Annotated in this window: 28 protein-coding genes and 1 pseudogene; 14 read left to right on the top strand and 15 right to left on the bottom strand. The window is 36.1% G+C overall.

The genetic code is table 11. From position 1 onward, the window contains the following. The first annotated feature begins 81 nt into the window (after nt 1–81). Together ACFOW1_RS03985 and ACFOW1_RS03980 are read left to right on the top strand one after the other, a co-directional pair. Nucleotides 82–543, top strand: a complete 462-nt coding sequence (locus ACFOW1_RS03985) for a methylglyoxal synthase (protein ID WP_379012422.1) — start codon at nt 82–84, stop codon at nt 541–543. Between the two features lie 42 nt (nt 544–585). Continuing rightward, nucleotides 586–1,587: an alpha/beta hydrolase gene (locus ACFOW1_RS03980; RefSeq protein WP_379012421.1), complete on the top strand. Its 1,002-nt coding sequence runs from the start codon at nt 586–588 to the stop codon at nt 1,585–1,587. 1 nt (nt 1,588) lies between these two features. Here the strand turns inward: ACFOW1_RS03980 and ACFOW1_RS03975 are convergent, their stop codons facing one another. The 6 genes from ACFOW1_RS03975 to ACFOW1_RS03950 all read right to left on the bottom strand — a co-directional run bounded on the left by ACFOW1_RS03975 (nt 1,589) and on the right by ACFOW1_RS03950 (nt 7,468). After that, the gene (locus ACFOW1_RS03975; RefSeq protein ID WP_379012420.1) at nt 1,589–1,936 is read right to left on the bottom strand and encodes a hypothetical protein; all 348 of its coding nucleotides are present in this window, start codon (nt 1,934–1,936) and stop codon (nt 1,589–1,591) included. Then, entirely contained in the window at nt 1,923–2,297 is a 375-nt protein-coding gene (locus ACFOW1_RS03970) for a phage holin family protein (protein ID WP_379012419.1), read from the bottom strand. Before ACFOW1_RS03970 ends, ACFOW1_RS03975 begins: the two co-directional genes overlap by 14 nt. A 231-nt stretch (nt 2,298–2,528) precedes the next feature. Further along, nucleotides 2,529–3,902: a dipeptidase gene (locus ACFOW1_RS03965; protein ID WP_379012418.1), complete on the bottom strand. Its 1,374-nt coding sequence runs from the start codon at nt 3,900–3,902 to the stop codon at nt 2,529–2,531. A gap of 108 nt (nt 3,903–4,010) precedes the next feature. Beyond that, on the bottom strand, nt 4,011–5,009 hold the full coding sequence (locus tag ACFOW1_RS03960) for a cation diffusion facilitator family transporter (protein WP_379012417.1): 999 nt from the start codon (nt 5,007–5,009) through the stop codon (nt 4,011–4,013). 266 nt (nt 5,010–5,275) lie between these two features. After that, nucleotides 5,276–6,010: a Fe-Mn family superoxide dismutase gene (locus ACFOW1_RS03955; RefSeq protein ID WP_379012416.1), complete on the bottom strand. Its 735-nt coding sequence runs from the start codon at nt 6,008–6,010 to the stop codon at nt 5,276–5,278. A gap of 12 nt (nt 6,011–6,022) precedes the next feature. After that, entirely contained in the window at nt 6,023–7,468 is a 1,446-nt protein-coding gene (locus tag ACFOW1_RS03950) for an LptF/LptG family permease (protein ID WP_379012415.1), read from the bottom strand. 54 nt (nt 7,469–7,522) lie between these two features. On the opposite strand from ACFOW1_RS03950, the gene ACFOW1_RS03945 reads away from it, so the two are divergent. Further along, nucleotides 7,523–8,116 carry a hypothetical protein gene (locus ACFOW1_RS03945; RefSeq protein WP_379012414.1) on the top strand — a complete coding sequence of 198 codons (594 nt, stop codon included), beginning with the start codon at nt 7,523–7,525 and terminating at the stop codon, nt 8,114–8,116. Here the strand turns inward: ACFOW1_RS03945 and ACFOW1_RS03940 are convergent. Further along, nucleotides 8,105–8,488, bottom strand: coding sequence for an START-like domain-containing protein (locus tag ACFOW1_RS03940; RefSeq protein ID WP_379012413.1), 384 nt, complete (start codon nt 8,486–8,488; stop codon nt 8,105–8,107). The two genes, ACFOW1_RS03945 and ACFOW1_RS03940, sit on opposite strands and share 12 nt — an antisense overlap. A 295-nt stretch (nt 8,489–8,783) precedes the next feature. Here ACFOW1_RS03940 and ffh point away from each other — a divergent pair, with 295 nt between their 5' ends. Further along, nucleotides 8,784–10,124 carry a signal recognition particle protein gene (ffh, locus tag ACFOW1_RS03935; RefSeq protein WP_379012412.1) on the top strand — a complete coding sequence of 447 codons (1,341 nt, stop codon included), beginning with the start codon at nt 8,784–8,786 and terminating at the stop codon, nt 10,122–10,124. A 75-nt stretch (nt 10,125–10,199) separates the two neighbouring features. Here ffh and ACFOW1_RS03930 read toward each other — a convergent pair whose 3' ends face one another. Continuing rightward, complete coding sequence (locus ACFOW1_RS03930) at nt 10,200–11,249, bottom strand: sensor histidine kinase (RefSeq protein WP_379012411.1); 1,050 nt, start codon at nt 11,247–11,249, stop codon at nt 10,200–10,202. A 133-nt stretch (nt 11,250–11,382) separates the two neighbouring features. Further along, nucleotides 11,383–12,060 (bottom strand): response regulator, encoded by a 678-nt coding sequence (locus ACFOW1_RS03925; RefSeq protein WP_379012410.1) that lies wholly within the window; start codon nt 12,058–12,060, stop codon nt 11,383–11,385. Nucleotides 12,061–12,201: 141 nt separating this feature from the next. On the opposite strand from ACFOW1_RS03925, the gene ACFOW1_RS03920 reads away from it, so the two are divergent. From ACFOW1_RS03920 to ACFOW1_RS03910, 3 genes are read left to right on the top strand one after another with little or no spacing between them, the layout of a single operon-like run. After that, the gene (locus tag ACFOW1_RS03920) at nt 12,202–14,379 is read left to right on the top strand and encodes a hypothetical protein (protein WP_379012409.1); all 2,178 of its coding nucleotides are present in this window, start codon (nt 12,202–12,204) and stop codon (nt 14,377–14,379) included. Between the two features lie 52 nt (nt 14,380–14,431). Next, on the top strand, nt 14,432–14,788 hold the full coding sequence (locus tag ACFOW1_RS03915; protein ID WP_379012408.1) for an MmcQ/YjbR family DNA-binding protein: 357 nt from the start codon (nt 14,432–14,434) through the stop codon (nt 14,786–14,788). Beyond that, nucleotides 14,788–15,237: a GNAT family N-acetyltransferase gene (locus tag ACFOW1_RS03910; protein WP_379012407.1), complete on the top strand. Its 450-nt coding sequence runs from the start codon at nt 14,788–14,790 to the stop codon at nt 15,235–15,237. The genes ACFOW1_RS03915 and ACFOW1_RS03910 overlap by 1 nt, the downstream gene beginning before the upstream one ends. A gap of 278 nt (nt 15,238–15,515) precedes the next feature. Here ACFOW1_RS03910 and ACFOW1_RS03905 read toward each other — a convergent pair whose 3' ends face one another. Further along, on the bottom strand, nt 15,516–15,863 hold the full coding sequence (locus ACFOW1_RS03905) for a 4Fe-4S dicluster domain-containing protein (RefSeq protein ID WP_379012406.1): 348 nt from the start codon (nt 15,861–15,863) through the stop codon (nt 15,516–15,518). Between the two features lie 58 nt (nt 15,864–15,921). Between ACFOW1_RS03905 and ACFOW1_RS03900 the strand changes: the two genes are divergently transcribed. After that, on the top strand, nt 15,922–16,920 hold the full coding sequence (locus tag ACFOW1_RS03900) for an acyl-CoA reductase (protein ID WP_379012405.1): 999 nt from the start codon (nt 15,922–15,924) through the stop codon (nt 16,918–16,920). A 197-nt stretch (nt 16,921–17,117) separates the two neighbouring features. Here the strand turns inward: ACFOW1_RS03900 and ACFOW1_RS03895 are convergent, their stop codons facing one another. Continuing rightward, entirely contained in the window at nt 17,118–17,312 is a 195-nt protein-coding gene (locus ACFOW1_RS03895) for a hypothetical protein (protein ID WP_379012404.1), read from the bottom strand. 144 nt (nt 17,313–17,456) lie between these two features. Here ACFOW1_RS03895 and ACFOW1_RS03890 point away from each other — a divergent pair, with 144 nt between their 5' ends. Further along, nucleotides 17,457–18,023 (top strand): RNA polymerase sigma factor, encoded by a 567-nt coding sequence (locus ACFOW1_RS03890; RefSeq protein ID WP_379012403.1) that lies wholly within the window; start codon nt 17,457–17,459, stop codon nt 18,021–18,023. Between the two features lie 5 nt (nt 18,024–18,028). Then, complete coding sequence (locus ACFOW1_RS03885; protein ID WP_379012402.1) at nt 18,029–19,159, top strand: S1C family serine protease; 1,131 nt, start codon at nt 18,029–18,031, stop codon at nt 19,157–19,159. 75 nt (nt 19,160–19,234) lie between these two features. Here the strand turns inward: ACFOW1_RS03885 and ACFOW1_RS03880 are convergent, their stop codons facing one another. The 4 genes from ACFOW1_RS03880 to dtd all read right to left on the bottom strand — a co-directional run bounded on the left by ACFOW1_RS03880 (nt 19,235) and on the right by dtd (nt 22,802). Then, nucleotides 19,235–20,887 carry an amidase gene (locus ACFOW1_RS03880; protein WP_379012401.1) on the bottom strand — a complete coding sequence of 551 codons (1,653 nt, stop codon included), beginning with the start codon at nt 20,885–20,887 and terminating at the stop codon, nt 19,235–19,237. 95 nt (nt 20,888–20,982) lie between these two features. Then, on the bottom strand, nt 20,983–21,984 hold the full coding sequence (locus tag ACFOW1_RS03875) for a YihY/virulence factor BrkB family protein (RefSeq protein ID WP_379012400.1): 1,002 nt from the start codon (nt 21,982–21,984) through the stop codon (nt 20,983–20,985). 6 nt (nt 21,985–21,990) lie between these two features. Further along, nucleotides 21,991–22,317, bottom strand: a complete 327-nt coding sequence (locus ACFOW1_RS03870; RefSeq protein ID WP_379012399.1) for a nucleotide pyrophosphohydrolase — start codon at nt 22,315–22,317, stop codon at nt 21,991–21,993. A 32-nt stretch (nt 22,318–22,349) separates the two neighbouring features. Beyond that, nucleotides 22,350–22,802, bottom strand: coding sequence for a D-aminoacyl-tRNA deacylase (gene dtd / locus ACFOW1_RS03865; RefSeq protein ID WP_379012398.1), 453 nt, complete (start codon nt 22,800–22,802; stop codon nt 22,350–22,352). A gap of 40 nt (nt 22,803–22,842) precedes the next feature. Here dtd and arfB point away from each other — a divergent pair. The 4 genes and pseudogenes from arfB to ACFOW1_RS03845 form a co-directional block, all read left to right on the top strand. Then, nucleotides 22,843–23,235: pseudogene (gene arfB / locus ACFOW1_RS03860) on the top strand (alternative ribosome rescue aminoacyl-tRNA hydrolase ArfB); the annotation flags it as partial. Between the two features lie 18 nt (nt 23,236–23,253). Further along, nucleotides 23,254–23,973 carry an MbnP family protein gene (locus tag ACFOW1_RS03855; RefSeq protein WP_379012397.1) on the top strand — a complete coding sequence of 240 codons (720 nt, stop codon included), beginning with the start codon at nt 23,254–23,256 and terminating at the stop codon, nt 23,971–23,973. Next, entirely contained in the window at nt 23,973–25,046 is a 1,074-nt protein-coding gene (locus ACFOW1_RS03850; protein WP_379012396.1) for a cytochrome-c peroxidase, read from the top strand. The genes ACFOW1_RS03855 and ACFOW1_RS03850 overlap by 1 nt, the downstream gene beginning before the upstream one ends. A 41-nt stretch (nt 25,047–25,087) precedes the next feature. Beyond that, a complete protein-coding gene (locus ACFOW1_RS03845) occupies nt 25,088–26,584 on the top strand; it encodes a lipopolysaccharide biosynthesis protein (RefSeq protein ID WP_379012395.1) in 1,497 nt (498 codons plus the stop codon). Nucleotides 26,585–26,604: the final 20 nt, after the last annotated feature.

The raw sequence follows: 26,604 nt of genomic DNA, 5'->3' as shown, positions 1-26,604 counted from the left end.
ATACTTGCGTTTGCGAAGCAATTTTATTGGCATTTTTAGGGCGATAATTAAACCCTATATTTAACACCGTAAAATTGTACCATGTCTGTTACCAAAAAACTAAGTACGCGCAAACGCATCGCCTTAATAGCTCATGACCATAAAAAAGAAGAAATGAGCCAATGGGCTATTTTTAATAAACATGTACTTGCTCGGCACGAATTATTTGCTACTGGCACAACGGGTAAGATGGTAGAAGAGGCTTTGGATAGACCCGTCAAGAAATTTTTAAGTGGACCGCTTGGTGGTGACCAACAAATAGGTAGTTTAATAGCCACAGGTGATATTGATATCGTGATATTTTTTTGGGATCCAATGGAAGCGCAACCCCACGATACTGATGTAAAAGCCTTATTACGCTTATGTGCCGTTTGGAATATTCCTATGGCTTGCGACCGCTCAACAGCAGATTTTATAATCACATCGCCTTTTATGCATGAAGAATACGAAGCCTTAATACCTGATTACAACAGCTACTTAAAAAGAAATATAAGCAGCAAATAGAAACTAACAGTTATAAAATTATATAATATTAAATTACATATTATGAAATGGTGGATGAAAATATTGCTGACACTTTTGGGTACATTGATCATTGTGTATATGCTAGGGCCACATCCTGCAACACCTACTTACGATACGCATTTGCCTTCCGTGCCATCAAGTGCTTCAGGTATTGACAACTATGTAGATAATATTGAAGCGCAGCATAAACTAAAACCCAATAACGAAGCAAGAATTGTTTGGAAAGACAGTTTAAGACAACCAACAGACTATGCTATTGTATATCTACATGGCTTTAGTGCTTGCCAAGAAGAAGGTAATCCGGCACATAGAACCATCGCTAAAGAATTTGGCTGTAATTTATACTTGAGCCGCTTAGCAGAACATGGTATAGATACAGTAGAACAACTCATCAACTTAACAGCCGATAATTATTGGCAAAGTGGGAAAGAGGCGTTAGCAATAGGTAAGCAATTGGGCAAAAAAGTAATTTTAATGAGTACTTCTACTGGTGGCACATTGGCTTTAAAACTTGCAGCAATGTTTCCTAATGATGTAGCTGGTTTAATTTTATACTCACCCAATATAGCCATCAACGATTCGAAAGCATGGCTGTTGAATAATCCTTGGGGTTTGCAAATTGCTAGGAAAGTAAAGAAAAGCAACTATATAGTACCTGCTGACACTAGCGCTGAATATTTAAAATATTGGAACTCACCCTACCGCTTAGAAGCCGCTGTAGCATTGGAAGAATTACTAGAAACAACTATGACAGACGCTACATTTAAAGCCGTAAAACAACCCACATTAGCACTTTATTATTACAAAGACGAAGAACATCAAGACCCTGTTGTAAAAGTATCTGCCATAAAAGACATGATTGCAACTTTAGGTACACCTGCAAATTTGAAAAGAGCAGTGGCCATGCCAAACACAGAAAATCATGTACTTGGTTCACCTATCAAATCAAAAGATGTACTAGGTGTGATTCTAGAAACTGAAAAATTTATGAAAGAGATTTTAAAACTACAACCCGTTCAATAAATTATCTTTTTACAAAACCAAGAATCAATTTTAGTATTGCAGATAGGCTAAATTTATTTACTGAAGAAGCCAATAATTCTTTCCAATAAGGTTGTGCTTCTCCCTGCTTGTGTTTGTCAAACAAAAAGCTTCCGATTGCTCTTAGTATTTGCCAAGTACCGCCGGCAATCCTATCGTTAATAAATGCTGGCAAAACTGCACCCATCGTTGCCTTCAAGGATTCTTCAGGAAATTTTTCCCAGCGCTTTTCAAGATCGGTTTCCCTAGCTTTTATCCGGCTTTTTACCAATCTAATTTCTGCTTTTAAATCGTTGAGTGATTGTACTGTATTTGGTTTATTCGTCATCATCATCACTAGCACTTTTATCCATGAATATTTTAATTACCGCATCAACAATATACTTCTCTATTACTTTTTTGCGTAGCGAAACTATCATTACAAATAGTATAATATAGAACATGGCTACAATACCAAAGCCAATGTATAAACTGCCAGTAATATTGGCAAAATAATAGCCTGCCATAATGCTTACAAAGAGTAAAATAAAAAATGCTAATAACGCTAATGTTAAGCCTGTAAACAACAACGCTATTAACTGCGATACTTTTTCCACCATTTGTAGCTTTAGCAGTAGTAGTCTGTCTTGTACATATTGTTCTAGCCGTTGTCGGCTTTCTTTGAAAAAGGTGGTTTCTTGTTCTTCTTGCATTGGTTAAAGTTATTGTATTTGCTATACAACTTCACTAAATAGGCAATAATCTCGCCAAGATTTTGTACTTTTTGGTTAACTGAAAAGCAACCAGAACAAACATTCAGAAACAATCGGTAGAGTGAACCAACTGAAGCATCATAGTAATACAAACACTTACTAATTAAAACACAATAGCCTCAAACGTGTAACTTTTGAGGCTATTGTATTTCAAACCCATAAGGTTTAACACTATCCTTTCATATCTGTATAAAACTGATGGAAATAAGGGATGGTTTCTATGCCTTTGTAAAAGTTAAATACATCAAATTTCTCGTTAGGGCTATGCAGGTTATCGCTATCTAAACCAAAGCCCATAAACACTATTTTAATGCCTAATACTTCTTCAAACAACGCACAAATAGGAATACTACCGCCACCACGTACAGGTATTGGTTCTTTGCCAAAAGTTGCGGTGATTGCTTTTTCAGCAGCTTTGTATTCTAAGCTGTCTATCGGTGTCATGTAAGGCTCGCCGCCATGGTGTTCGCTGGCTTTTACGGTAACACCTGCGGGTGCTATTTGGGTAAAATATGCTAGCAATTTCTCAGTAATTTTTGCTGATGATTGGTTAGGCACTAAACGTGTAGAAATTTTGGCAAATGCTTTTGATGGCAGTACCGTTTTAGCACCTTCGCCTGTGTAGCCACCCCATATACCGTTTACTTCTAGTGTAGGGCGAATGCCTGTTCTTTCATTGGTTTTGTAGCCTGCCTCGCCCCAAAGTTCTGTAACGCCTAGGTCTGCTTTGTACGCAGCTTCATCAAATGGTGCTTGTGCCATTTTCGCTCTTTCTGCGGGTGTAGCTTCTACCACATCATCGTAAAAACCCGGTATGGTTATGTGGTTGTTTTCATCGTGACAAGCAGCAATCATTTTTGCTAGCATGGTAATAGGGTTAGCCACTGCACCGCCGTACACACCACTGTGTAAGTCTCGGTTTGGTCCCGTAACTTCTACTTCTATATAGCTCAGGCCACGCACACCCACATCTATACTTGGTGTATCCATACTTAGCATAGAGGTATCGCTTATTAGCACCACATCTGCTTTTAGCAAGTCTTTTTTCTCTTTTACAAAAGTGGCTAGGTTAGGGCTACCTATTTCTTCTTCGCCTTCTATTATAAACTTAATGTTGTTGTTTAGTGTGCCTGTTTTTACCAGTGTTTCTAGGGCTTTTACATGCATGTAAAACTGTCCTTTATCGTCGCAGCTACCACGGGCAAATATTTTACCATCAATAATTACGGGTTCAAAGGGGCCGCTGTTCCATAGTTCAAGCGGGTCAGCAGGCTGTACATCGTAATGCCCATATACCAATACAGTAGGCTTACTTGGGTCTACCATTTTTTCGCCATATACAATGGGGTGGCCTGCTGTTGGGTAAATGGTTACCATATCTGCACCTGCGGCTAGCAAACTTTGTTTTACTGCTTCTGCACAAGTAAGCATATCTGCATTGTGTTCGCTTTTAGCACTAATGCTAGGTATGCGTAACAAAGCCAATAATTCTTCTAAAAAGCGGTCTTTATGTTGCTGTTGGTAGTCTTTCCACGCGTTCATCATATCTAATTTATGGTTTGAAATTTATAGTTTATGTACTAATAAGTTTGTTCGAAATTACTAGTAAGTTTATTACTCAGGCCATTTCGGTTCACGGTCAACGGTTGGCGGTCACCCCAAATTATTACTTCCGTGTTTCAAATTACTGCTAATATTCTCTAACGTAAAAGGTATTTTTTGGGTAAATGAATATTGCCTTACGGTGCAGTCCATTTTATCGCAAATGCTACAGCTAAAAGGCATACAACCATCTGTATGTACAAATAGTTCAAATGCTTTACCAAATTTCTCTTCAATCATAGCACTTAGTTCGTCTATTTCTTCGTGTGCTTGGTGAATGTTTAAGTACCAAGGCACAGTTAAGTGACAATCTACGTGCAGCGTACTACCATATTTTATGACGCGTAGGTTGTGTAAGTCTATCCAATTTTGTTTTCTATTGGCATTTAAAATGGTTACAAATTGTTTTAATAAATCATCATCTGCTTCATCCATAATACCTGCAAGCGACTTGCGAATAATTCGATACCCATTGTATAAAATTAAGCCACTTATACTTAAAGCAATGGCAGTATCTAGCCAATTCCAATGGGTGTACAAAATTACCACCAAACCCACAATAATGGCTATGGTAGAGTAAGTATCTAATTGTAAATGCTTGCCGCTACTTTCTAGTGCTAGTGAGTTGTTGCGCCTGCCTATTTGCAGGCAAATGTTACCTGCCACGTAGTTGATTAACCCCGTAATACCTACTAATATTAAACCTTTATCAAGCGATGCTATCGGTTTACTATCAATTAAGTTTTGAATCGTTTGCCCAATAATTAAAATACCCGCACCTATAATTAAAGTACCTTCTACCGCCGATGATACAAACTCAGCTTTGCCATGCCCATAGGGATGGTCGCTATCTTTTGGTTTCGCAGCTACGTATAAGCTATACAAACCTATAAAGCCAGCCAATACATTTACAATGCTTTCTAAGGCATCGGTAAGTATGGCAAGCGAATGGGTTAAGAAATAAGCGATAATTTTTGTTGCAAACAGCACCACGCTAAGCACTGTAATACCAAGCTGTACCCGAAAATTTTGTTGTGATGGTGTTTGCAAAACAGAAAACTTTTAGCGATGCAAAGTAGGGAAATAAGAGAATATGCATGTCATGAATTATACGAATGATAGTGAGTAAATACAAATCAGAAGTTACTTATTAAGTTTTTTAGTACAATAAAAAAGCCTCAACAAATATTCTACTGCCGCTACCGATAGCTATCGGCACTGCGACGCCAATGCAGTACAAGAGCATTACTACTGCCGACTTAATAACATAAAAAAAGGATGAAGCGTTGCTTCATCCTTTTTAATGAGTGTTTCATTTACACCGCTTGAAAACGTTGGGCAACAATATCCCAGTTTACAACGTTCCACCAAGCGTTAATATAATCGGGGCGCTTGTTTTGATAGCGCAAATAATAGGCGTGTTCCCATACATCTAAACCCAATAGTGGCGTACCTTTTAAGTCGCTGATGTCCATTAAAGGATTGTCTTGATTGGGTGTAGAACCTACTACTAATTTTTTATCGTTGGTAATGACTAGCCAAGCCCATCCACTACCAAAACGGTTTTTACCAGCATCGGTAAACTGTGTTTTAAAGGCCTCGAAAGAACCAAAATCTTTGGTAATGGCATCGGCTAGTTTGCCACTTGGCTTCATGGCGCTTTTGCCCGTCATACTTTGCCAAAACAACTCGTGGTTGTAATGCCCACCACCATTGTTGCGCATTTTAGGCGAGTATTTAGAAATATTGGCCATCAAACCTTCTAAGTTTACTTTGGCTACATCTACTTTTTCAGCTACCAAGGCGTCGCTTAAGTTTTTAGCATAAGTAGCCGCATGTTTGGTGTAATGAATTTCCATAGTAGTGGCATCTATAGCTACTTCTAAATCTTTGTAGCCATAAGGTAAAGGTTGTTGTGTAAAAGGTGTAGGTGTAAAATGGCTTGCCGCACTTGCCAATGATGGCAAAAAAGTGTTGGCAACTACTAATGCCGCTCCTGCTTTGGCAGTATTGGCTAAAAAGCCTCTTCGGCTAGTATGTTTGTTTTGCATAAATAGAAAATTTTAAATGGCTGATTTTTTAAAACGAAAGTTATTAATAAATGTACGTAGCTTTTTAAACAATCGGTAATAAGCTTCTTGATTAAATAATTGTGAATCGCCCATGGCCTTGTAGGTAAGAAAAAAGCCCACAGGAATTAACACCAATGTTGATAACCACATACCTGTAAAAACGCTGGTAACTTCTTCCTTTGCAAATTTCTCGCCAAATGTGTTGAGCAAATGAAATACGACAAAAAAGATAATAGCAAATACCAATGGCGTACCCAAACCGCCTTTGCGGATAATAGAACCAAGCGGCGCACCTATTAAAAACAATACCATACAAGCTACCGACAAAGTAAACTTACGTTGCCACTCAATTTGGTGAAAGCGAATGGTTTGCTGCTTGCGCACATACGAATCTGTAAGCAAGCCCACATTGGTTTTTACTTGGTTTAAATCGTTAACACTTCTTTCATACACCAAATATTTAATAGAATCTGGTATAATAGTTGCAAAAGATTTGTTCTTTTGAATCAGCTTTGGCGCCACTTTCACCCAACCGGTGTCTTTAAACTTGGTGAATGGTAAATATGGGTCTATCTCAAACTTGGCTCTTTTAGCAAACAGAGTATCGGTAATCTGTAGCGAATCGATAGCGGTATTTAATTGTCGAATACTCAGCATTTTAGGATCGTAACGAAATGTACTGTCTTCCGTTTTTGTCATTTGGAAACCCCGTAAATCAAACAACATTTTATATTGTTTGAAGCCCATCCGAACAAATTGTGTATTGGTAGTTTGTTGCGCACCTTTTTCTTGATACAAAGAACCATTTCGCAAAGTAAATTCAAGGTATTTTTTATCGGGTGTGGTACGCATGGTACCGTTTTCTGCTGTAATAATATCATCTTGCAAGCCATACTTTCTTTTGTAAATAACCACATTGCGTATCGTGCTATCGTCTTTTTCTTTTTTACCAAGGCGAATTACAAAGCCTTCAATTTTATTGTAAAAAGTACCTTCTTTGATATCGAACGATGGTTTGGATACAATAATATTATACTTTGTTGCTGCAAGTTTTAACTGCGCTACAGGGATAATATTATTGGCAAATAAAAAGGCGATGCCACTAATAAAAATGGTAACAATAATTAGCGGTCTCATAAAACGTAGCAAAGGTATACCGGCCGATTTAATTGCGACGATTTCAAAGGTTTCGCCGAGATTACCAAATGTCATAATAGAAGATAATAGTAATGCAAGCGGCAAGGCCATTGGTATTAAAGTGGCTGCTACATAGCCAATTAATTTAATAATTACAAAAGTTTCTAAACCTTTACCTACCAAGTCATCGATATACAGCCAAAAGAACTGCATGATTAATACAAACAATGAGATTAGGAAAGTAGCTAAGAAAGGACCAATAAAAGCCCTAATAATTAATATGTCGAGTTTTTTAATCACGTTGGTATTTGGCTGATTTGGTTAAAAACCTAGTGCAATACGTAGGTTTGCATAATGAATGCAACAAAAATAAAGCTTTCAGCAACCGAATTAGACTTAGTTACAAATGCAGCGGTGCTTTTAACAAAGAATACAATAACGAACAAAGTGATTACTGCATTTGGTGCTTTAGCAAATGATATGCAAATAGCCATAATGGCAAGCCATTTACCAGAAAACGTATTGGCTTCTACACCTAAAATAGCTCGTGGTGAAAATTATTTGGGTTTGCCGTGGGTAATGCTAGACTATCCACGTGTATTTGCAAAGCAAGATGTATTCGCCATAAGAACATTTTTTTGGTGGGGCAATTGCCTGAGTGTTACACTACAATTATCTGGCATATATCAGCAACAATTTCAAGCTCAAATATTTGCGCTGCTTTCTACTAATGATAACGACTGGCTGCTCTGTTGCAACATAGAAGATGCTTGGCAACATCACTTTGAAGCCAATAATTATAAGCCCTTTAGCCAATTTAGTAAACAAGAATTTGCAAAATTGCCATTTATAAAACTAGCAAAAAAAATCCCACTACAAGAGTGGGATAATATTGAAACATTTATAAAATCAACATTTGATGCATTGCTACAACTGCTAGCTACCTAAGCGGTGAAAAAGCTCTTTAATTTGGTATTCCCAAAGTTGGCTTTGGTCTTTTATTTCACTTTTTTCAGCAAAATCGGATATTACCAAAATAGTTTGATTAGAGATTTCAGTTTTTTCAATTCTAAACTCGAAGTACTCGTTTTTATCATAATGCAACCATCTATAACGCACAAATTTATCTTCTTCGCTATCTAAAAATTCTGCTTTATCTGGCGCAGCATTGCCCCAAGTGAAACTATATACGCCTTCCCACTCGTCTACCTTATCTGCAAACCATTCTTGTAAACCAGCAGGTGAACTTAAAAAGCCGTATAAAATAGTTGGTGAACATCTCACTGGAAATTCTAAAGTAAATAATTGTCTTTTGCTCATTACGAAACGCTTTGTACTACAACTGTAGGGCTGCAATAATATTAAATAAAACATCACAGCCAAATGTTTTTTTCAAATGTTCATAAGTTGGTAAAAAATAAGACATTTCATTACGTAAAAGAATAATTCTACCACTGATTATGACGTAATTATGACAATTTGCAACGCTAATAATTTGCAACTTAGTTAGTAGTAAGCTTTAGTTTAAACACTGTAAGCCACTATATTTGCAACGCTTTTAAAGTGAACACTTAGGTTCACTTTTTTTATAGTGATTAATAGAAATTAGACAACTATGTTCAACTCGTTAAGCGAAAAACTGGAAAGTGCGTTTAAGAACCTGAAAGGTGAAGCCAGAATTAATGACCTCAATATTGCCAATACGGTAAAAGACATTAGGCGCGCATTGGTTGATGCCGACGTGAATTTTAAAATAGCCAAAGAATTTACCGACAAGGTAAAAGAAAAAGCAACTGGCGAAAAAGTAATCAATGCCATTAGTCCAGGCCAATTGATGGTTAAAATAGTGCAAGATGAACTTACCGAACTAGTGGGCGGTAAAGAAGCAGATTTTAACATTACTGGTAACCCTGCGGTGATATTAATTGCTGGCTTACAAGGTAGTGGTAAAACCACTTTTACTGGTAAGCTTGCCACCTATCTTAAAACCAAAAAAGGCAAAAGCCCATTGGTAGTTGCGGCAGATATTTACAGACCAGCGGCCATAGACCAGCTAACCGTTTTGGCAGAACAAATTGGTGTAGATATTTATGCCGAACGCGAGAATAAAGACGCTGTTTCAATTGCGCAAAACGCTATTAAACATGCTAAAGCTAACAACAAAAATGTAGTCATTATAGACACTGCGGGCCGCCTAGCAGTAGATGAGGTAATGATGACCGAGGTAGCTAATATCAAGGCTGCCGTAAACCCTACTGAGATACTATTTGTGGTAGATGCCATGACGGGGCAAGATGCTGTGAACACAGCAAAAACCTTTAATGAACGTTTAGATTTTAGTGGTGTTGTACTTACCAAACTCGACGGTGATACACGTGGTGGTGCGGCTTTGTCTATTAAATACACGGTTAATAAACCAATTAAGTTTATGAGCAGTGGCGAGAAGATGGATACGCTAGATATCTTCTATCCTGAGCGTATGGCGCAGCGTATTTTAGGCATGGGCGATATTACCAGCTTAGTAGAAAAAGCACAGGAACAATACAATGAGGAACAAGCCAAGCGACTAGAAAAGAAAATACGCAAAAACCAATTTGACTTTCAAGATTTTCTAGATCAGTTGCAACAAATTAAAAAAATGGGCAACTTGAAAGATTTAATGGGCATGATTCCTGGTGTAGGGAAAGCCATTAAAGATGTAGAAGTAAATGACGATAGCTTTAAAGGGATTGAAGCTATTATTTTTAGTATGACACCTGAAGAACGCAGTAATCCGGACTTGATAGATGCTAAACGCAAAGCGCGAATAGCAAAAGGTAGCGGTAAAGATTTAAACGAGGTAAATGCATTCATGAAACAGTTTGAACAAATGAAAAAAATGATGACTATGATGAACAAAATGCCAATGGGTGGTCGCTTACCAGGTATCGGTGGTATGCCAGGTATGAGAAGATAATGAATGAATAATTAATCAATAAAAACGCCTCATGAATTGAATTTCATGAGGCGTTTTTGTGTAAATTATTTCCAGCTAATCTCTTTTACTTTCTAATGTAAAACCAATAGTAGTGCCTACATCTAAAGTACTTCTTACGTGAATAGATTGATTATGGGCTTCAATAATATGCTTGCAAATGGCCAAGCCTAAACCAGTGCCACCCACATTCCTACTTCTACCCCTATCTGTACGATAAAATCTTTCGAAAATGCGAGAGAGATGTTCTTCTGAAATGCCAATTCCATCATCACTAATTTCTACTAAAACGCGTTCTTCGTCTGCTTGATAAAAACTTGCTGTGATAGTACCATTTTGCTTGCCATATTTCGTAGCATTTTCTACCAAATTATTTACAACTTGTCTTATTTTCTCTTTATCGGCAAACACCGTTATAGGCGCATCACAACCTTTTTTTATAACAGACTTAATATTAAAATGACTTGTTTTTATTGACAACGTTTCGTATACTTCTTTTACTAAATCTTGAATGATGAAATTTTGTTTGTACAAAGGTTGTTCACCACTTTCAAGCTTAGATATTTCGTCCAAATCTTCCACCAAGTTTACCATGCGTTCTACATTCTTAGCTGCATTTTCTAAAAAGCGTTTACTAATACTTGGGTTTTCCAAAGCCCCATCCAGTAAAGAATCTACATAACCTTGAATCGCAAAAATTGGTGTTTTAAACTCGTGTGCTAGATTTTGCAAAAATTCTTTACGATAAGCTTCATTGCTTTTTAACAAAGCAATTTCAGCGCTTCGTTGCTCAGCCCAACGCTCTACATCCTCACTTACTTCATCAATGCTCTTCTTGGGTAAAATATATTTATAGTAGGTTTCTTCGCGTTTGTTGGCTTTTGTTTGGTAAATGAATTTGTAGATGAGCTTTATTTTTCGGTAAATAAAAGACTCAAGTACAAAACCTATTAGAAAATAGCTACCTATGAAGATAATGGCAGCACTGATAATGCCAAATAACCAATTACTTTCCACAATAAAAAAACCAATACCAATGGGCACTGACAATAGTAAAGCCGTGAGCGCAGATAACTGCTTGGGAGATAAATTTTTGGTGCTAAACATATTGCTTGAAGATACAGGTTTCAAGGAAAATAAAGGTCAAAAAAACCAAGGAGCAAAAATGCCAAGTTTCAGCAAAAACGCAGTGTTGAATTGAAACTTGTTACTTCCCTCTTGATGCTTAAATCTTTACTACCTATAATTCAAACTTGTAACCAACACCTTTTACGGTAGTAATACAATCTATGTTTAATTTTTGGCGAATTTTTCTTATATGTACATCGATGGTTCTATCACCAACAATCACTTCACTACCCCATACTTGCGATAAGATTTCATTGCGTAGAAATACGCGGCCTTGTCTAGAAGCTAATAAATACAATAGTTCGAACTCCTTTTTAGCGAGAATTATCTCATTACCATCTATTGTAACGATAAATTTAACAGGGTCGATTTGGATATTGCCAACATTTACAGTTTTACCTTCTTCTTTATTCAATCTTCTGAACAAAGCGTTGACGCGGCTTACCAATACTTTTGGGCTGATTGGCTTATTTACATAATCATCTGCCCCAGTTTCTAAGCCTTTAATTTGCGAGGCTTCATCACTCATAGCAGTTAAAAAAATAATCAATGTATCTTGAAAAGCAGGTAAACTTCTTAATAACTGACAAACTTCTACACCCGTTTTACGGGGCATCATGACGTCCAAAATAATCAAATCTGGATTAAGCAATTTAGCTTGTGCTACTGCTTCGCTACCATCTTTGGCAGTATAAATTTCGTAGCCCTCTTTGCTAAGGTTATAACTCACAATTTCCAAAATATCGGGTTCATCGTCAGCAATAAGAATTCGTTTTGCTTTTGGTTCCATCTTAACATTAAGTTTACACAAAAATAACTTTTAGCAACGGCATAAAAGCATTTTGTAGGCATTATGTAATTGTTAACAGTAAATCCCACTACTCGGCAAGTTAAATCCTTATCTGGCAGTATTTTTGCCATTATTATGCATATGACTAAACTATACTTTACTTTTTTAATAATCATTATTACTGCTATCGCAAAAGCCCAACCGGAAATTTACATGCCTAACGTACCCTTGAACAGGCAATTATTTCACGTAAAAATTGATGAGGCTCAGCAAAATATCATCCGCCTAACTAGCAATAATGACAGCATATTAAAAGCTTCTACCGATGAAAGTATTAACCAACAAGTATATCAAATTTTAAATAGACACGTCAATAATTTACAAGCAAAAATTGAACTTGACAGCACTATTTCTGAAAACGATAAATTTATTTGGCTAAGAAGCATTGAAAACCTGCTCACAGACTTTACATATTACTACAAGCAGCGAGTTATAAAAACCATTATGTTGGGCGATGTAATACTTGCATATGAACAATGCATGAAGCTACAATTAAAAAACAAATCTATTGCCCCAGTAATAGCTGCAAACGAACTAGAAGTGTCTAGCATTTTAACTGGTAATGTGGCTTTTAAAAATAATATAGGCTTACAAGCTTGTAAAGACGAACTCGTTTTAAAGCAATGTAAACGCAACCCTACAAAGGTTTTAAAAATTTTACAAGACAATTTACAAGTTGCATTTGCTGATAGCTTAATTATTGCAGAAGCTTATCGCGACCAGGAAATGCTCTACAACTATGCCTCGGGTAAAACGCCATTGGGCAACAAAATTCAATCGGTAAATGAACCTTTGGTCAAAACAATTGGCTTATTGGCCTTGATGAATTCAGGCCGCGTTTACTTCCCTTTTTTAGATGAATTGTACCGCAATAAAATCTCGCTTGATTCGCTTACAAAACTTAAAAATGACCCTGATGGTTATTATAAATTATTAGTAAAAACAGAAATAGATTATACTGATAGAATGCAACATGGCGATACGCCTTTGGTAAAAAAAGTATTGACCGAAAAGCTAAAGGCAAAGGGCATAGAAAACTATATTGATACTATTAATGGCTTGCACGATGAACATAATGACGCTATAAGATTTAAGCGCATTGAAAAACTAACACCTACAGAGTTATATTACTTATGTGTATTGAGCGAGCGAGAAATTTATACAAGTAGTTATTTGGGAGTGTATAAGCGCATATTTGAAAGGATGAATGTGCCTCGTGGCGATAGTTTATTGCAATCTGTACATTATGATTATTATAAGAAGTTTTTAAAGATGGCTTCTGCCTACAACACACTTGCCGACTTTTTAAAACGCATGGATGACAAAGAAGCGGATACTATGATGCGGAATTTTGTTACAGGTTTAGAAACCACTAAAACACTTGAAGACGCTGTAGATGTTGCAGATAGTTATGCTAGCATTCTAGATTTAAGATTACAAAAATTAATTCTTGAACAAGTTCAAATAAACTTAATAAATGCGACTGCAAAAAACAATGCAAGAGGTGAAAATATTTACAATTTACTAAATACCATTTTCTTATCAATGGATCCTGCGAATAATATAGACGTAAGCCAAAAACTAGGTATTAATCCAGTATTTAAAATGCCTATCGCATTGTTGAAAGACAGCAGTAATCGTATTATTATTCAGCAGTTTTTTTACGGCGATAAAGACGGCAACAATGTGTTTAACGCCTTCTTAGCTAATTTTAGAAATGCCTATTGGAAAATCATTAATAAACCAGAATGGGTAGAAGTAAAATCTGCCGTAGGCACACCTATTACTATTTACGCGAATAAACCATTAGACGAATTACAAGATTTAGATGCACAAGCACAAGAACATTTGGGTAAATATTTAGATTCTCTTCAACTAGCTCCAACCGTCGTTATTCACAGAGGGCATAGCTATTTTGTAAAAAGCACTATTGATCAATTGCCGTCATCTGCTAAAGTAGTATTACTAGGTAGTTGCGGTGGTTATCAAAGTCTAAACGATGTATTAAAACGCACCTCACAAGCGCAGATAATTTCGTCGAAACAGGTAGGCACTGGCGTAATAAACCAAGGCTTAATTAATAAAATTACCGACGAATTACGCAATGGCAGAGACTTAAATTGGATACAACTATGGAAGACTTTTCAAGCCCAATTTAAAGGTGAAATGAAAGAACGTTTTGATGACTACATACCACCTCATAAAAACCTTGGCGCCATATTTATAATGGCTTATGATAAAGCCAATGAGATGCAATAGTTAATTTTAAGCAAACATGCTTAACTTGTTTCCGATAAATCAGTGACTAATTATGGATGTAGAATCTTTACGAGATTATTGCTTAGACAAACCGTTTGTTGAAGAAGGCTTTCCTTTTGGACCAGAGACTTTGGTGTTTAAAGTAGGCGGTAAACTATTCTTATTAATTAGTCTTGATAGCGAAGATTTTAGGTTTAACGTCAAATGTCACCCAGATAGAATAGAACAGTTACGTGCTGATTTTGATTGTGTACAACCAGGTTATCATCAAAACAAAAAACATTGGAACACAATTGTTCCTGATGGCTCGGTAAGTAATAAACAATTACAACAATGGATAGACGAATCCTACGAGTTGGTATTTGATGGCTTATCTAAAAAAATGAAAGAGAATTTAACACAACAATAATGGTATTACGCGAAGCAGCTACAGCAGATATCACTCAAATGCAATTAATACGTAATGCGGTAAAGGAAAATACACTATCGAATCCTGCGTTGGTAAGCGATGCTGACTGCGAAAAATTTATCAATACTAGAGGGAAAGGTTGGGTATGTACTATTGATGATAACATTGTAGGTTTTGCTATTGTAGACTTGCAAGCGCAGAATATATGGGCTCTATTTGTACATCCAGATTTCGAAAATAAAGGTATAGGCAAACAATTGCATAATCTTATGCTTAATTGGTATTTTGACCAAACAAAAGCAACTGTATGGCTTGGCACCTCACCCAACACAAGGGCTGCTACTTTTTACAAACTAATGGGCTGGAAAGCAGTAGGTATGCATGGCACTAAAGAACTAAAATTCGAAATGACGCATCAGCAATGGCAACAGCAAAAAAGCAAGCGCTAAAATAAAAGCGGCACGAAGTAAAATTCGCCACAGCGTGCAACGCAGCAAGTGTTCAGGATATATCTTACTACCGATATCATAAAAAAGAAAAGAACAATAAATGCAAAAGGTGAAAAACTATAATCGTTTTTCACCTTTTATGGAGGGAAATATCACCCCCCGTTACTGATGTTGCCGTTTTGAAGCAACAATATTTATTAAATTAAAATCACATCAACTACCGCATATATTAAACAGTTTTGGCCGAAAAAAGTTTAGCACCGAAACTTTTGCAGTAATTAAATGTGTAATGACGCTTTTTTTGCTAATAAGGCCTCTACAGTTTCTTCGTATAGTTCGTCTGGTACGCAGCAATCTACTGGGCATACTGCAGCACATTGTGGCTCTTCATGAAAACCTTGACATTCTGTACATTTATTAGGTGTAATATAATAAGTATCTACACTAATAGGTGCAAAACGTTGTTTTGCCTCTACCACTGTACCGTCTAGCAAAGTAAAACTGCCAGTTAATGACGTACCATCTGCCATTGCCCATTCAACACCGCCTTCATAAATGGCATTATTTGGACATTCTGGTTCACATGCGCCACAATTGATACATTCATCTGTTATTTTAATAGCCATAATAGTAATTTTGTTTTTTAGTGCTGCGAAAATAAACTTCTAAACTGATTTAATAAAAATGGATTTACAACAAAGAATTAATTTAATGGTTCAACTTGGTGAATTTATGTTGAGCGATGACGCTGAGTGGCTTGAAGCGAAGGATAAAGCAGTGAGATTAAACGCTTGGTTTACTAAAGATTTTGTGAATTTGTCTGTAAAAAATATTGCTAATCAATTTTTACAAGCAGATAAACTTGTTACTTGGGCAAATAGCTATCCCGTTAAAGATGTGCTAGCTTCACCCAAAAATGTAGGTGTGGTAATGGCTGGTAATATACCGTTAGTAGGTTTTCACGACTTTTTGTGTGTATTTATTAGTGGTCATCAACAAACCATAAAAGCCTCCAGTAAAGATGATGTTTTGATAAAATTTTTAGTACAAAAGCTGTATGAATGGGAAATAACGATTCAGAATTACGTGTCATTTGCCGAGAATTTAAAAAATTGCGATGCATATATAGCCACAGGTAGCAATAATAGCAGCAGATATTTTGATTATTACTTTGGTAAATTTCCCCATATTATTCGAAGAAATAGAACTTCTGTCGCTGTTTTAGATGGTACAGAAACAACAGAAGCATTAGACAAGTTGAGTGATGATATTCAATTATACTTCGGATTAGGGTGTAGAAATGTGACCAAATTGTATGTACCCAAAGCGTATGATTTTGTGCCATTGTTACATGCTTTGCGCAAATACGATCATTATTTTTTATATCATAAATACAAGCACAATTACGATTACCAATTAGCGATTCAAATGATGGGTAATAAATTTTATATGACCAACGATTCGGTTGTATTAGCAGAAAATGAGTCAATCTTTTCGCCAGTAAGCCAGATAAATTATGAATATTATAATGATAAAGCAGTATTATCAGAAGCTTTGCAGCAAAATTTAGATATTCAATGTATCGTAGGCAAAGGTTTTATTGAATTTGGAAAAGCACAGCAACCTTCGCTTGTAGATTATGCAGACGGTGTAGATACGATGGCATTTCTAGTAGCGCTTTAAACTATTAGTAAAATATTAAGTTCATTGTAAAAAATTACATGGACTTAACATTTTAGGAATCTATAAAAAAAGAAAGCCCTCCTGTGGAAACAGGACGGCCTCTAACGATTGCTTGCCATATGAAAAAGAGTTTGTTAACTATCTAGCTTGCAAGCTGCATCTCAAAATCACTCTTCACGTGATAGTTACTCTGTAAATTATTTCTTTGTAGAATCAGCAACAACTTTAGCTGTAGTATCTTTCTTAGTTGTATCAGCAGCAGCTTTTTTCAAAGAATCAGCAACTTTAATAGAATCAGCTAATTTTACAGAATCAACAGCTGGAGTTTCAGTTTTACCAGAATTACAAGCAGCGAAAGCGCCTAAAGCAATTACGAAAGCAATTTTTTTCATTTTTTAATGTTTTGTTGTGAGTGAATTTATAGTTAATACTACCACGTGCTAAAAGGTAACCCCCTTTTCTAAAAAAAATCAAAAAAATTTTTTAGCGCCATTTTGGGTTACTTTTATTGCCATACTAGTATTAAATAGTACACCGTGAAAGTTGAATTAAACGAACAAGCATTATTAAAAGGGTTGGCAAAAGATGATGCAAAGGCCATTGAAACCATTTATAAAGAAAACTTTACAATGGTTCAAACTTTTATCATCAACAACAATGGTAGTTACGACGATGCTAGAGATATTTTTCAGGAAGCAATGATTGCACTGTATGAAAAAGCAAAAAGTGATTCATTTGTTTTAACCTCAAAAATTAGTACGTATGTATATTCCATATGCAGGAGGCTTTGGTTTAAAAGATTGCAGCAACTGGGTAGATATTCAAACCAAATTGATAGCCTTGAAGAAACTGTTGCAGTTGAAAATGAGCTCGAGTTTCACGAAAAGAAAAACGCCGAATTCATAATCATGGATAGGGCTTTAAACAGCCTTGGCGAACCATGTAAAAGCCTGCTTGAGGGTTTTTACGTGAAAAAAATTGATATGCAAGCTTTGGCAAAAGAATTTGGATATACCAATGCCGATAATGCCAAAAACCAAAAATATAAATGTTTAATGCGCTTAAAAAAGCTCTTTTTTGCGCAATATAATATTGGAGAATAAATGCCATGAACATTCACAACGAAGACATTTTAATGTTGCAAACGATAGAACGCTATCTTGACGGCAGTATGCTGCCCGACGAACAAGCTTACTTTGAGCAACTTAGAAAAAACACACCGGAAATTGATCAAATGGTGGTTGAACACTCCATGTTTTTAGGTCAAATGGACGAGTATGTATTCCAACGCAACTTTAAACATTCTTTACATAGCGTTCACACGAAACTATTGGCTACAGGCGAAATCAGTGAAGGTGGTATTGTAACGACGAAAGGTAAAGTTGTCCAGTTATACCATCGTTACAAAAAAGATTTGTTAGTAGCTGCATCTGTTGGAGGTGCCATTGCTATTTTGGTCAGCTGCATTGCATTGTATTTGTCACCTACAGTAAATGGTAGCCAATTAGAATTGTTAGGTTCTAAAATGGCAAAAATGGAACGTAATGTAATGGTGCAAGGCATCATTTTAGACAATGTAAAAGATAAACTACCTGAAAATGTAAGTGTTATAAGTGGTGGTACAGGCTTTTTAATTGATCCGAAAGGATATATAGCTACCAATGCGCACGTTTTAAAAGGTTCTGACGCAATTGTTGTGAATAGCAATGGTGATGAATTTAAAGCAAGCATCATTCATGTAGATAAGCAAAGCGACTTTGCTTTATTGAAAATTGAAGATGATGATTTTAAACCTCTAAAATCTTTACCTTACGCTATTGGTAAAGCCAGTGCAGATTTGGGTGAAGAAATTTTTACACTTGGCTATCCTCGTGATGATAATTCTATCACTTATACACAAGGCTACTTGAGTGCTTTAAGAGGCTTTAAGGGTGATACAACGAGCTATCAAATACAAATGAATTCTAATCCTGGTAATAGTGGTGGACCGGTATTGAACAAAAATGGCGAAGTAATTGGTATTCTAAGTAGTCGTCAAGCTCAAGCTGACGGCGTAACATTTGCAATAAAAAGTAAAAATATCTACCAATTAATTGACGAGTTTAAGAAAACTGATACTTCAGCCGCTAAAATTAAAATACCTTCTAATTCTAACATTCGCGGTAAAGATAGAGAAACGCAGGTGAAAAAAATTCAAGAATGTGTATTCTCTATTAAGGCTTACAACAAAGCTAGATAAATAATTACAGTTGTTTATATACATAAAAAAAGGTCTCGCTTGCTGCGAGACCTTTTTTATGTACTATCATCATATTTATTTAAACATCTGTGGATGCATATCATCCCAAGTAGTGGCATTTTGATACGCTTTGGCAGCACTTAAAATAGTTGCTTCATCATAGAGCTTACCAATAAAAGTAATGCTTGTAGGGGTATTAAAACGTTTGTCAAAACCTGTAGGTACCACTACTACAGGATGTCCAGTAAGATTGGTAATAGCTGTTTGATTACCACTACCTCTAGTAGGGCAAATAATCACATCAAACTGATTAACCACTTCGTTTACTTTTTGCATTAACAAGTAACGGTGGCGATTGGCATTAATATACTCCACAGCAGGCATTAAGCGCGCAACTCTAAAGCTGTTTGGCCAGTCGTATTTACCTTGCCAAGTCATTTCATCGTCAATATTATTTCTTGTAAAATCGTCAAAAGCAGCTGCACATTCAGCGCTAATAACCACATCCATAATATTAAAATTATACACACCACTATCCGGAAAGTTAACTGGAATTAATTGTACGCCCATTTTCTTAAACTCATTCAAAACTTTCCATTCACTACGGCTAGTGTCAGTTATTTTATCGTAATAATTTTTGGCATAAGCCACTTTCATTTTCTTAATGTCGGCTGTTGGTTTGTAATTAAAAGGTCTGTTTACAGCGCAAGCATCCTTATTATCAGTGCCATGCAAATAAGCAAATACCACAGCCGCATCTTCTGCACTTCTACATATTGGACCAGCTTTGTCAAGGCTCCAACTAAGTGTCATAGCGCCACTTCGACTGACACTACCAAATGTTGGTCGCAGACCAGTAGCACCACAAGTAGATGAAGGCGATACAATACTGCCCCATGTTTCTGTACCGATGGCAAATGGTACTAAGCCAGCTACCGTTGCAGATGCAGAACCTGCTGAAGAACCCGAAGAACCAAAACGTAAATTCCAAGGATTTTTTGTTTGTCCGCCATACCATCTATCGCCTTGTGCTAATGCCCCCAATGTTAGCTTGGCTACTAATACCGCACCAGCATTTTTTAGTTGCGTATAAACAAAAGCGTCTTCATCTATCACTTGATTTTTGTAAGGTGCAGCACCCCAAGTTGTTTTATAACCTTTCACCGCAAACAAATCTTTTAACCCATAAGGAATACCTTGTAAGGGACTTTTATAAATGCCTTTTGCCAAAGCCATATCTGCTTGCTTCGCTTGCAATAAAGCAGTGTCTTCAGTAATGGTAATTACACATTGTAATGTATCGCCATATTTTTTTAAGCGCTCAATAAAAAACTTAGTTAACTCTACCGAGCTAATTTTTTTATTTTTTATAAGTGATGCGAGTTGCAAAATGTTATAAAACGCCAAATCGTTTTTGTTAGCAGGCATCTGTACGTTGGCAGGAATATTCCAATTTATTGGTTCTTGCTTAGATGCGAACGTCATACCTGGTAAAAGAGGACTTTGCCATAAGCTCATCGGCACACTGTTGTTTAAAGACAGCTTGTGTTGCAACTTATAATTATCCAAATTTTCTTTTACACCTTCATACATCGTATCAATTTCTTTTTGGGTAAAATTGATGTCGATAACTTTTGCAGCACTTTTTAAGTCTTGCTTAGTAATGGTGTCTTGTGCAAATATTTGTATGCTTATGCACAAAGCAATAGGTAGTATTAATTTTCTCATAATGCCTAAAATACGCAGAAAATTGATGTATTGACATTTGTAGAGTAAAAGCTTTCAAATATTATTTAAGTGGCAAACAATATAGCTCCAAACCGTTATTTAACTTCAGTTTCCACGGTTTCTTCTAAAGTTGAAATAAGCTTGGCAGAAGTAATAGTTTTATTGATTATAGCATGTATAGAGTCTTTATTTTCTAGCTCTATCTCTTTAATCCAAACGGCGTAATTGTTAGGATAAATATTACTGCCTTTGTACATAGCATAAGCTCTTGTAAAAGCTGCTCCGAAATATAATATAGCGGAAGAATAATATACCCAAAGCAATACAATTATCATAGAGCCTGCTGCACCATAGCTATTGCTTACATGGCTTCGCCCAAGATAAAAACCAATGGCAAACTTACCAAGCATAAACAACAAGGCTGTAGTAACAGCCCCTACAACAACGTCTTTCCATTTAATACGAGCATCGGGCAATACTTTAAAAATGATGGCAAATAATAAGCTGATAGTGATAAAAGTAATCAATAGATTAATGCTGTAAGCCACATAGATAGCTACTTGTGGCAATAGTTTTAAAAGCTGCGCACCTATCATATCAAGTACAGAATTAACAATGAGTGATACTAATAAAATAAAACCAAGACTTATTACCATTGAAAAACTAAGTACTCGGTTTATAATGAGTTTTAGCCAACCCTTTTTAGGTTTTGCTTTTAAGCGCCATATTTGATTGATAGAATCTTGAATTTCTGCAAACACACCTGTAGCTGCAAAAATTAACGATGCCGCACCAATAAAAGACGCCCAAGTAATATCTGTAGAAGTAGTGGCGTTGCGAATCACTTGCTCTATTTGTAGGGCTGCATCTTTGCCTACAAAACCTTGTATTTGCCCATAAATACTGCCTTCGATAGCAGCTTTTCCATAAAATACATAACATAAACTTATAATTACAATAAGCATAGGTGCAATAGAAAAAATAGTGTAATAAGCTAATGCAGCACTCATGCGCATGGCTTTATTATCTGCAAAAAGCTGGTAGGCTTCTTTTACAATCATCCAAGTTGTAACGATGTGCTTGCGAACGGTTGCCATGTGTGTTTACTTCAATTTCTCATTATCCAAATGCCTTGTAGCGTCTCTAATATTTTTCTTTTCAAAATTTTTTTCTAGGGCTTGGGTTAAATCTACGCCTGTTTGGTTGGCAAGGCAAATTAATACCCACAACACATCGGCCATTTCATCGGCCAAATCTTTATTTTTATCACTTTCTTTAAACGATTGCTCACCATATTTGCGAACCATTAGCCTACTAAGCTCGCCTACCTCTTCCATTAATATGCCAAGATTGGTAAGTTCGTTAAAATAACGAACCCCTATAGTTTTAATCCAGTTGTCTATATCTTGTTGTGCTTGTTGTATGGTCATTTTATTTGTTTTTATGGATATAATTCGTGCGCTCATTCTTTGTTTTTACTATCAATCACTATTGTTACAGGGCCATCATTTAATAATTGCACTTTCATATCTGCACCAAAAATGCCTGTTTGTATAGGTTTTCCTAAGTCGGTTTGTAACTGTTGTATCATGGCTTCATAAAGCGGCACAGCTATAGGTGGTTTACTGGCTTTGATATACGACGGTCGGTTACCTTTTTTCGTGCTTGCATGCAAAGTAAATTGGCTTACAAGTAAAATATTACCGTCACAATCCATCAGGCTTTTATTCATAACACCTTCAGCGTCATTAAAAATCCGCAGGTTACAAATTTTATTACTTAGCCATACCAAATCTTCCATTGTGTCTGCATCTTCTATACCTACAAGCACTAGCAAACCTTGTTGAATACTGCCTGTTATACTATTATCAACAGTTACAGAAGCTTCGGTTACTCTTTGAATAACAACTCTCATAATCAAGAATCAATTTATGTTGTAATTTTAGGTAATGAAGATAGATATTACAGCCGAGATCGTATTTAAAACGGCAAGAAGTGGTGGCAGTGGTGGGCAAAACGTAAATAAAGTAGAAACGATGGTTGAAGGCAGATGGTTAGTAGCTGCTTCAAGTTTAATTACAGATGAACAAAAGCTGATTTTACTTGATAAACTAGCCAATAAAATTACAACTGATGGTAACTTATTGGTAAAATCGCAAACGGCGAGAACGCAGTTACAAAACAAAGCCAATGTGATTGAAAAAATGCAAGCATTGATTAGCAAGGCATTGGAGAAAAAGAAAAGTAGAATAGCAAGTAAGCCAAGTAAAGCCGCAAAAGAGAAACGATTAGACAATAAAAAGCGGAACGCCTTTATAAAGGCGATGAGAGGTAAAATTGACTACTAGCATTAATATAGTAAACAAATGATCAAACTTTTAATTATAGGATTTATTGTTATCCGTTGCTGTATCAATACTGCTTCATTTGCGCAGCAAACCATTACGCTTCAATTTCGAAATACCATTGGTAATGAACTATTGCAGTTGGGCAATACCTATAAAAATAGTTTTGGTGAAGATTTAGTAATCAATCGCTTCAAGTATTATGTATCAAATATTCGCCTTATTAATGCTAGTGGCAAATTTATAGATACACATAATGATTATTATTTAATTGATGAGGCAGATAGCACCTCTAAAAATATTACTTTTACTACTTTGGCAAAGCAAATTACAGGGATAGAATTTTTATTAGGCGTAGATAGTATTAAAAACGTTAATGGTGTACAAACAGGTGCTTTGGATCCGCTGAATGGCATGTTTTGGACTTGGAATAGTGGTTATATTATGGCGAAATTAGAAGGTATTGCCACGGTAGCAAAAGTGCCAGGCAATTTGTTTTCACTACATGTTGGCGGTTTTAGAAATGGAGAAAATACTGCAAGACGAATACGATTAGAGATATTAAATTTCAAATTTCAAATTTCAAATTCAGTAGTTATAGAAGCCGACATCAACAAATGGTTTCAATCTGTACACAACATTAAAATTGCTGAGCATCCCATTTGTCATTCGCCAGGAAATTTAGCTATGCAATTAGCCGATAATTATGCCACCATGTTTAAAATAGTTTCAGTAAATTAATGCGTCTACTTTCTGTCATATTATTGCTATCATTCTTCATCATCGCAGGTATCGCTTGGGTTTCAAAAAATACTGATCCTAAAATTATCGGTACGCCAATACCTTTTACAGTACCAAAGGGCTGGCCACAACCTGTGTATGATTTTAAAAATAATCCATTGACGCAAGAGGGCTTTGCGCTTGGCAGAAAACTATTTTACGACACAAGATTAAGTAAGGATGGCAGCTTATCCTGCGGTAGTTGTCATCAACAGTTTGCGGCTTTTGCTACTTACGACCATAATTTAAGTCATGGTATTAATAACGCATTTACAACCCGCAACGCCCCTAGCCTAGCCAATCTGGCGTGGGTGAACAATTTTATGGCCGATGGCGGTATCAATCATTTAGACCTTCAACCATTAGCACCAATTACTGCACCAAATGAAATGGGCGAAACCATCGACAACGTAGTCAAAAAAATAAAAGCCGATACTGTGTACAAACGTTTGTTTACCAAAGCTTTTGGCGACGCTGCTATTACTACACAACGTACTATGAAAGCTTTGAGCCAGTTTATGCTGCTGATGGTGAGTAGCAATAGCAAGTACGATAAAGTGATGCGTGGCGAGGCAAATTTTATTTTACCAGAACAACTAGGTTACGATATTTTTAAGAAAAAATGTGCAAACTGCCACACCGAGCCGTTGTTTACAGATTTTAGCTATCGTAATATCGGCATGCCAATAGATACGTTTTTAAATGACTATGGCAGAATGCGCATTACCAGAAATGTCCTTGATTCTCTAAAATTTAGGGTACCAAGTTTGCGCAATGTGGCTTACACAGCGCCTTATGGACACGATGGCCGTTTTTTTGGTTTAATGAATGTATTTGACCATTACCGTAGCCAAGCATTTAATGGCCCTACCACAGATAGTATATTTAAGAACAAATTAGCATTATCAAATTTTGAAATAGGCCAACTCACTGCATTTTTGTACACGCTAAGCGACACTAGCTTTTTAAAAGACAAACGCTTTGCCGAACCAGGAACAGAAAACACAATTCCAACATTCATCCACTTGCACTAACCACACATTTGTTACATTAGCAGCCTAACCAACTTTTATCATTGAGTAATATTAAAAAATTAGCGGGGCAAACATTATATTATGGCCTAAGTAGCATTGCTGCAAGGTTTATTAATTATTTGCTAACCCCTTATTTAACTGCAGCACTTACCAAACAAGATTTTGGTAGAATAGGTGCGGTCTATTCAATGATACCACTTTTTAATATCATATTCACCTATGGTATGGAAACGGCCTACTTTCGATTTGTACAAAAAAAGGAGCGGGTAGAAAGTATTAATAGTACCATTACCATTTCTTTGTTGTGTAGTACTTTGCTATTGTTTGTATTAATTTGGTTTAACCAAAGTTCTTTAGCTAACATTGCTTCGTTGAAAGAGTTTCCCCAGCTTATTCAACTTAGCATCATTATTATGGCATTAGATGCTTTGTCGACCATCCCTTTTGCCAGATTACGAAATGAGGGAAGACCAGTACTATTTGCCTTTATCAAAATTGCAGGTATTTGCATTAATGTGGCAGTTACTATTTTCTTTGTAAGCTATTGTGGTAAATATGTTATTGCACATCCTCAATCTTTTTTAAAATTAATTTACAATCCCACAGACAATCCTGTAAAGTATATTTTATTAGCTAATGTATTACAATCCGCATTTACGTTATTATTACTTAGCAAATGGTTACTACCTAAACAATGGAAATTTGATGTAGCACTTTGGAAAGAAATGATGCTGTATGCTTTGCCAATGCTTTTAGCTGGCTTAGGCGGCATGATTAACGAAACTTTTGACCGTTTGATGCTAGGTTGGTGGCTACCCAATACTTACGACTTTGATGAGCAAAGAGGTATATACAGTGCCTGTTACAAATTATCTATTCTAATTACGCTTTTTATTCAAGCTTTTAGAATGGGCGCCGAACCCTTCTTTTTTAAACAAGCAGAAGGACAAAATCCACAAAAAGTATATGCAAGAGTGATGAAGTTTTTTGTCATTATCATCTCACTTATGTTTTTAGTGGTAAGCTTGTATATCCCTATTTGGAAGCATTTTATTGCAGAAAAACATTGGGTTGGTTTAGCTGTGGTACCAATACTGTTACTTGCAAATATGTTTCTGGGTATTTATTATAATCTTAGCATATGGTATAAAGTAAGTAATCGCACCACAGCAGGTGCTTATATTACACTTATTGGCACCGCGATTACTATTTTAATTAATTACTTGTTTATACCTCGTTATAGTTATATGGCCTGTGCTTGGGCTACCTTTTTCTGCTATGGCAGTATGATGGTGGTAAGTTTTATTTGGGGGCAAAAAGAATACCGTATACCCTATGCTTGGAAGAAATTAGTGGCTTATATGGCAATTGTAGTTACCCTGTTTTTTATACACAAAGGACTTACTATTTTGTGGCACAACATCGTGTTTAACCTTACTATCGCTACTATTTTAATGTATGTTTACATTTGGTTTATTTTATTGGTAGAACGCAAAGAGTTTCAGAAATTGCCTGTCATCGGTAAGTTTATCAAGTAGTCATTCCTCATATTTTATAT

The sequence above is a fragment of the Parasediminibacterium paludis genome, from assembly GCF_042651445.1.
Lineage (GTDB): Bacteria > Bacteroidota > Bacteroidia > Chitinophagales > Chitinophagaceae > Parasediminibacterium > Parasediminibacterium paludis.
Note: the sequence above shows the minus strand (reverse complement) of the source record. Positions and strands in the feature narration are given on the sequence as shown.

What these genes read in the sequence shown, in the direction of transcription:
- ACFOW1_RS03945 (WP_379012414.1), top strand. Translation starts at nt 7,523, where the DNA reads ATGAATGCAACAAAAATAAAGCTTTCAGCAACCGAATTAGACTTAGTT.
- ACFOW1_RS03905 (WP_379012406.1), bottom strand. Translation starts at nt 15,863, where the DNA reads ATGGCTATTAAAATAACAGATGAATGTATCAATTGTGGCGCATGTGAA.
- ACFOW1_RS03870 (WP_379012399.1), bottom strand. Translation starts at nt 22,317, where the DNA reads ATGACCATACAACAAGCACAACAAGATATAGACAACTGGATTAAAACT.
- ffh (WP_379012412.1), top strand. Translation starts at nt 8,784, where the DNA reads ATGTTCAACTCGTTAAGCGAAAAACTGGAAAGTGCGTTTAAGAACCTG.
- ACFOW1_RS03975 (WP_379012420.1), bottom strand. Translation starts at nt 1,936, where the DNA reads ATGATGACGAATAAACCAAATACAGTACAATCACTCAACGATTTAAAA.
- ACFOW1_RS03900 (WP_379012405.1), top strand. Translation starts at nt 15,922, where the DNA reads ATGGATTTACAACAAAGAATTAATTTAATGGTTCAACTTGGTGAATTT.
- ACFOW1_RS03970 (WP_379012419.1), bottom strand. Translation starts at nt 2,297, where the DNA reads ATGCAAGAAGAACAAGAAACCACCTTTTTCAAAGAAAGCCGACAACGG.
- ACFOW1_RS03885 (WP_379012402.1), top strand. Translation starts at nt 18,029, where the DNA reads ATGAACATTCACAACGAAGACATTTTAATGTTGCAAACGATAGAACGC.
- ACFOW1_RS03880 (WP_379012401.1), bottom strand. Translation starts at nt 20,887, where the DNA reads ATGAGAAAATTAATACTACCTATTGCTTTGTGCATAAGCATACAAATA.
- ACFOW1_RS03850 (WP_379012396.1), top strand. Translation starts at nt 23,973, where the DNA reads ATGCGTCTACTTTCTGTCATATTATTGCTATCATTCTTCATCATCGCA.
- ACFOW1_RS03920 (WP_379012409.1), top strand. Translation starts at nt 12,202, where the DNA reads ATGACTAAACTATACTTTACTTTTTTAATAATCATTATTACTGCTATC.
- ACFOW1_RS03895 (WP_379012404.1), bottom strand. Translation starts at nt 17,312, where the DNA reads ATGAAAAAAATTGCTTTCGTAATTGCTTTAGGCGCTTTCGCTGCTTGT.
- ACFOW1_RS03910 (WP_379012407.1), top strand. Translation starts at nt 14,788, where the DNA reads ATGGTATTACGCGAAGCAGCTACAGCAGATATCACTCAAATGCAATTA.
- ACFOW1_RS03955 (WP_379012416.1), bottom strand. Translation starts at nt 6,010, where the DNA reads ATGCAAAACAAACATACTAGCCGAAGAGGCTTTTTAGCCAATACTGCC.
- ACFOW1_RS03875 (WP_379012400.1), bottom strand. Translation starts at nt 21,984, where the DNA reads ATGGCAACCGTTCGCAAGCACATCGTTACAACTTGGATGATTGTAAAA.
- ACFOW1_RS03965 (WP_379012418.1), bottom strand. Translation starts at nt 3,902, where the DNA reads ATGATGAACGCGTGGAAAGACTACCAACAGCAACATAAAGACCGCTTT.
- dtd (WP_379012398.1), bottom strand. Translation starts at nt 22,802, where the DNA reads ATGAGAGTTGTTATTCAAAGAGTAACCGAAGCTTCTGTAACTGTTGAT.
- ACFOW1_RS03940 (WP_379012413.1), bottom strand. Translation starts at nt 8,488, where the DNA reads ATGAGCAAAAGACAATTATTTACTTTAGAATTTCCAGTGAGATGTTCA.
- ACFOW1_RS03915 (WP_379012408.1), top strand. Translation starts at nt 14,432, where the DNA reads ATGGATGTAGAATCTTTACGAGATTATTGCTTAGACAAACCGTTTGTT.
- ACFOW1_RS03930 (WP_379012411.1), bottom strand. Translation starts at nt 11,249, where the DNA reads ATGTTTAGCACCAAAAATTTATCTCCCAAGCAGTTATCTGCGCTCACG.
- ACFOW1_RS03980 (WP_379012421.1), top strand. Translation starts at nt 586, where the DNA reads ATGAAATGGTGGATGAAAATATTGCTGACACTTTTGGGTACATTGATC.
- ACFOW1_RS03855 (WP_379012397.1), top strand. Translation starts at nt 23,254, where the DNA reads ATGATCAAACTTTTAATTATAGGATTTATTGTTATCCGTTGCTGTATC.
- ACFOW1_RS03925 (WP_379012410.1), bottom strand. Translation starts at nt 12,060, where the DNA reads ATGGAACCAAAAGCAAAACGAATTCTTATTGCTGACGATGAACCCGAT.
- ACFOW1_RS03985 (WP_379012422.1), top strand. Translation starts at nt 82, where the DNA reads ATGTCTGTTACCAAAAAACTAAGTACGCGCAAACGCATCGCCTTAATA.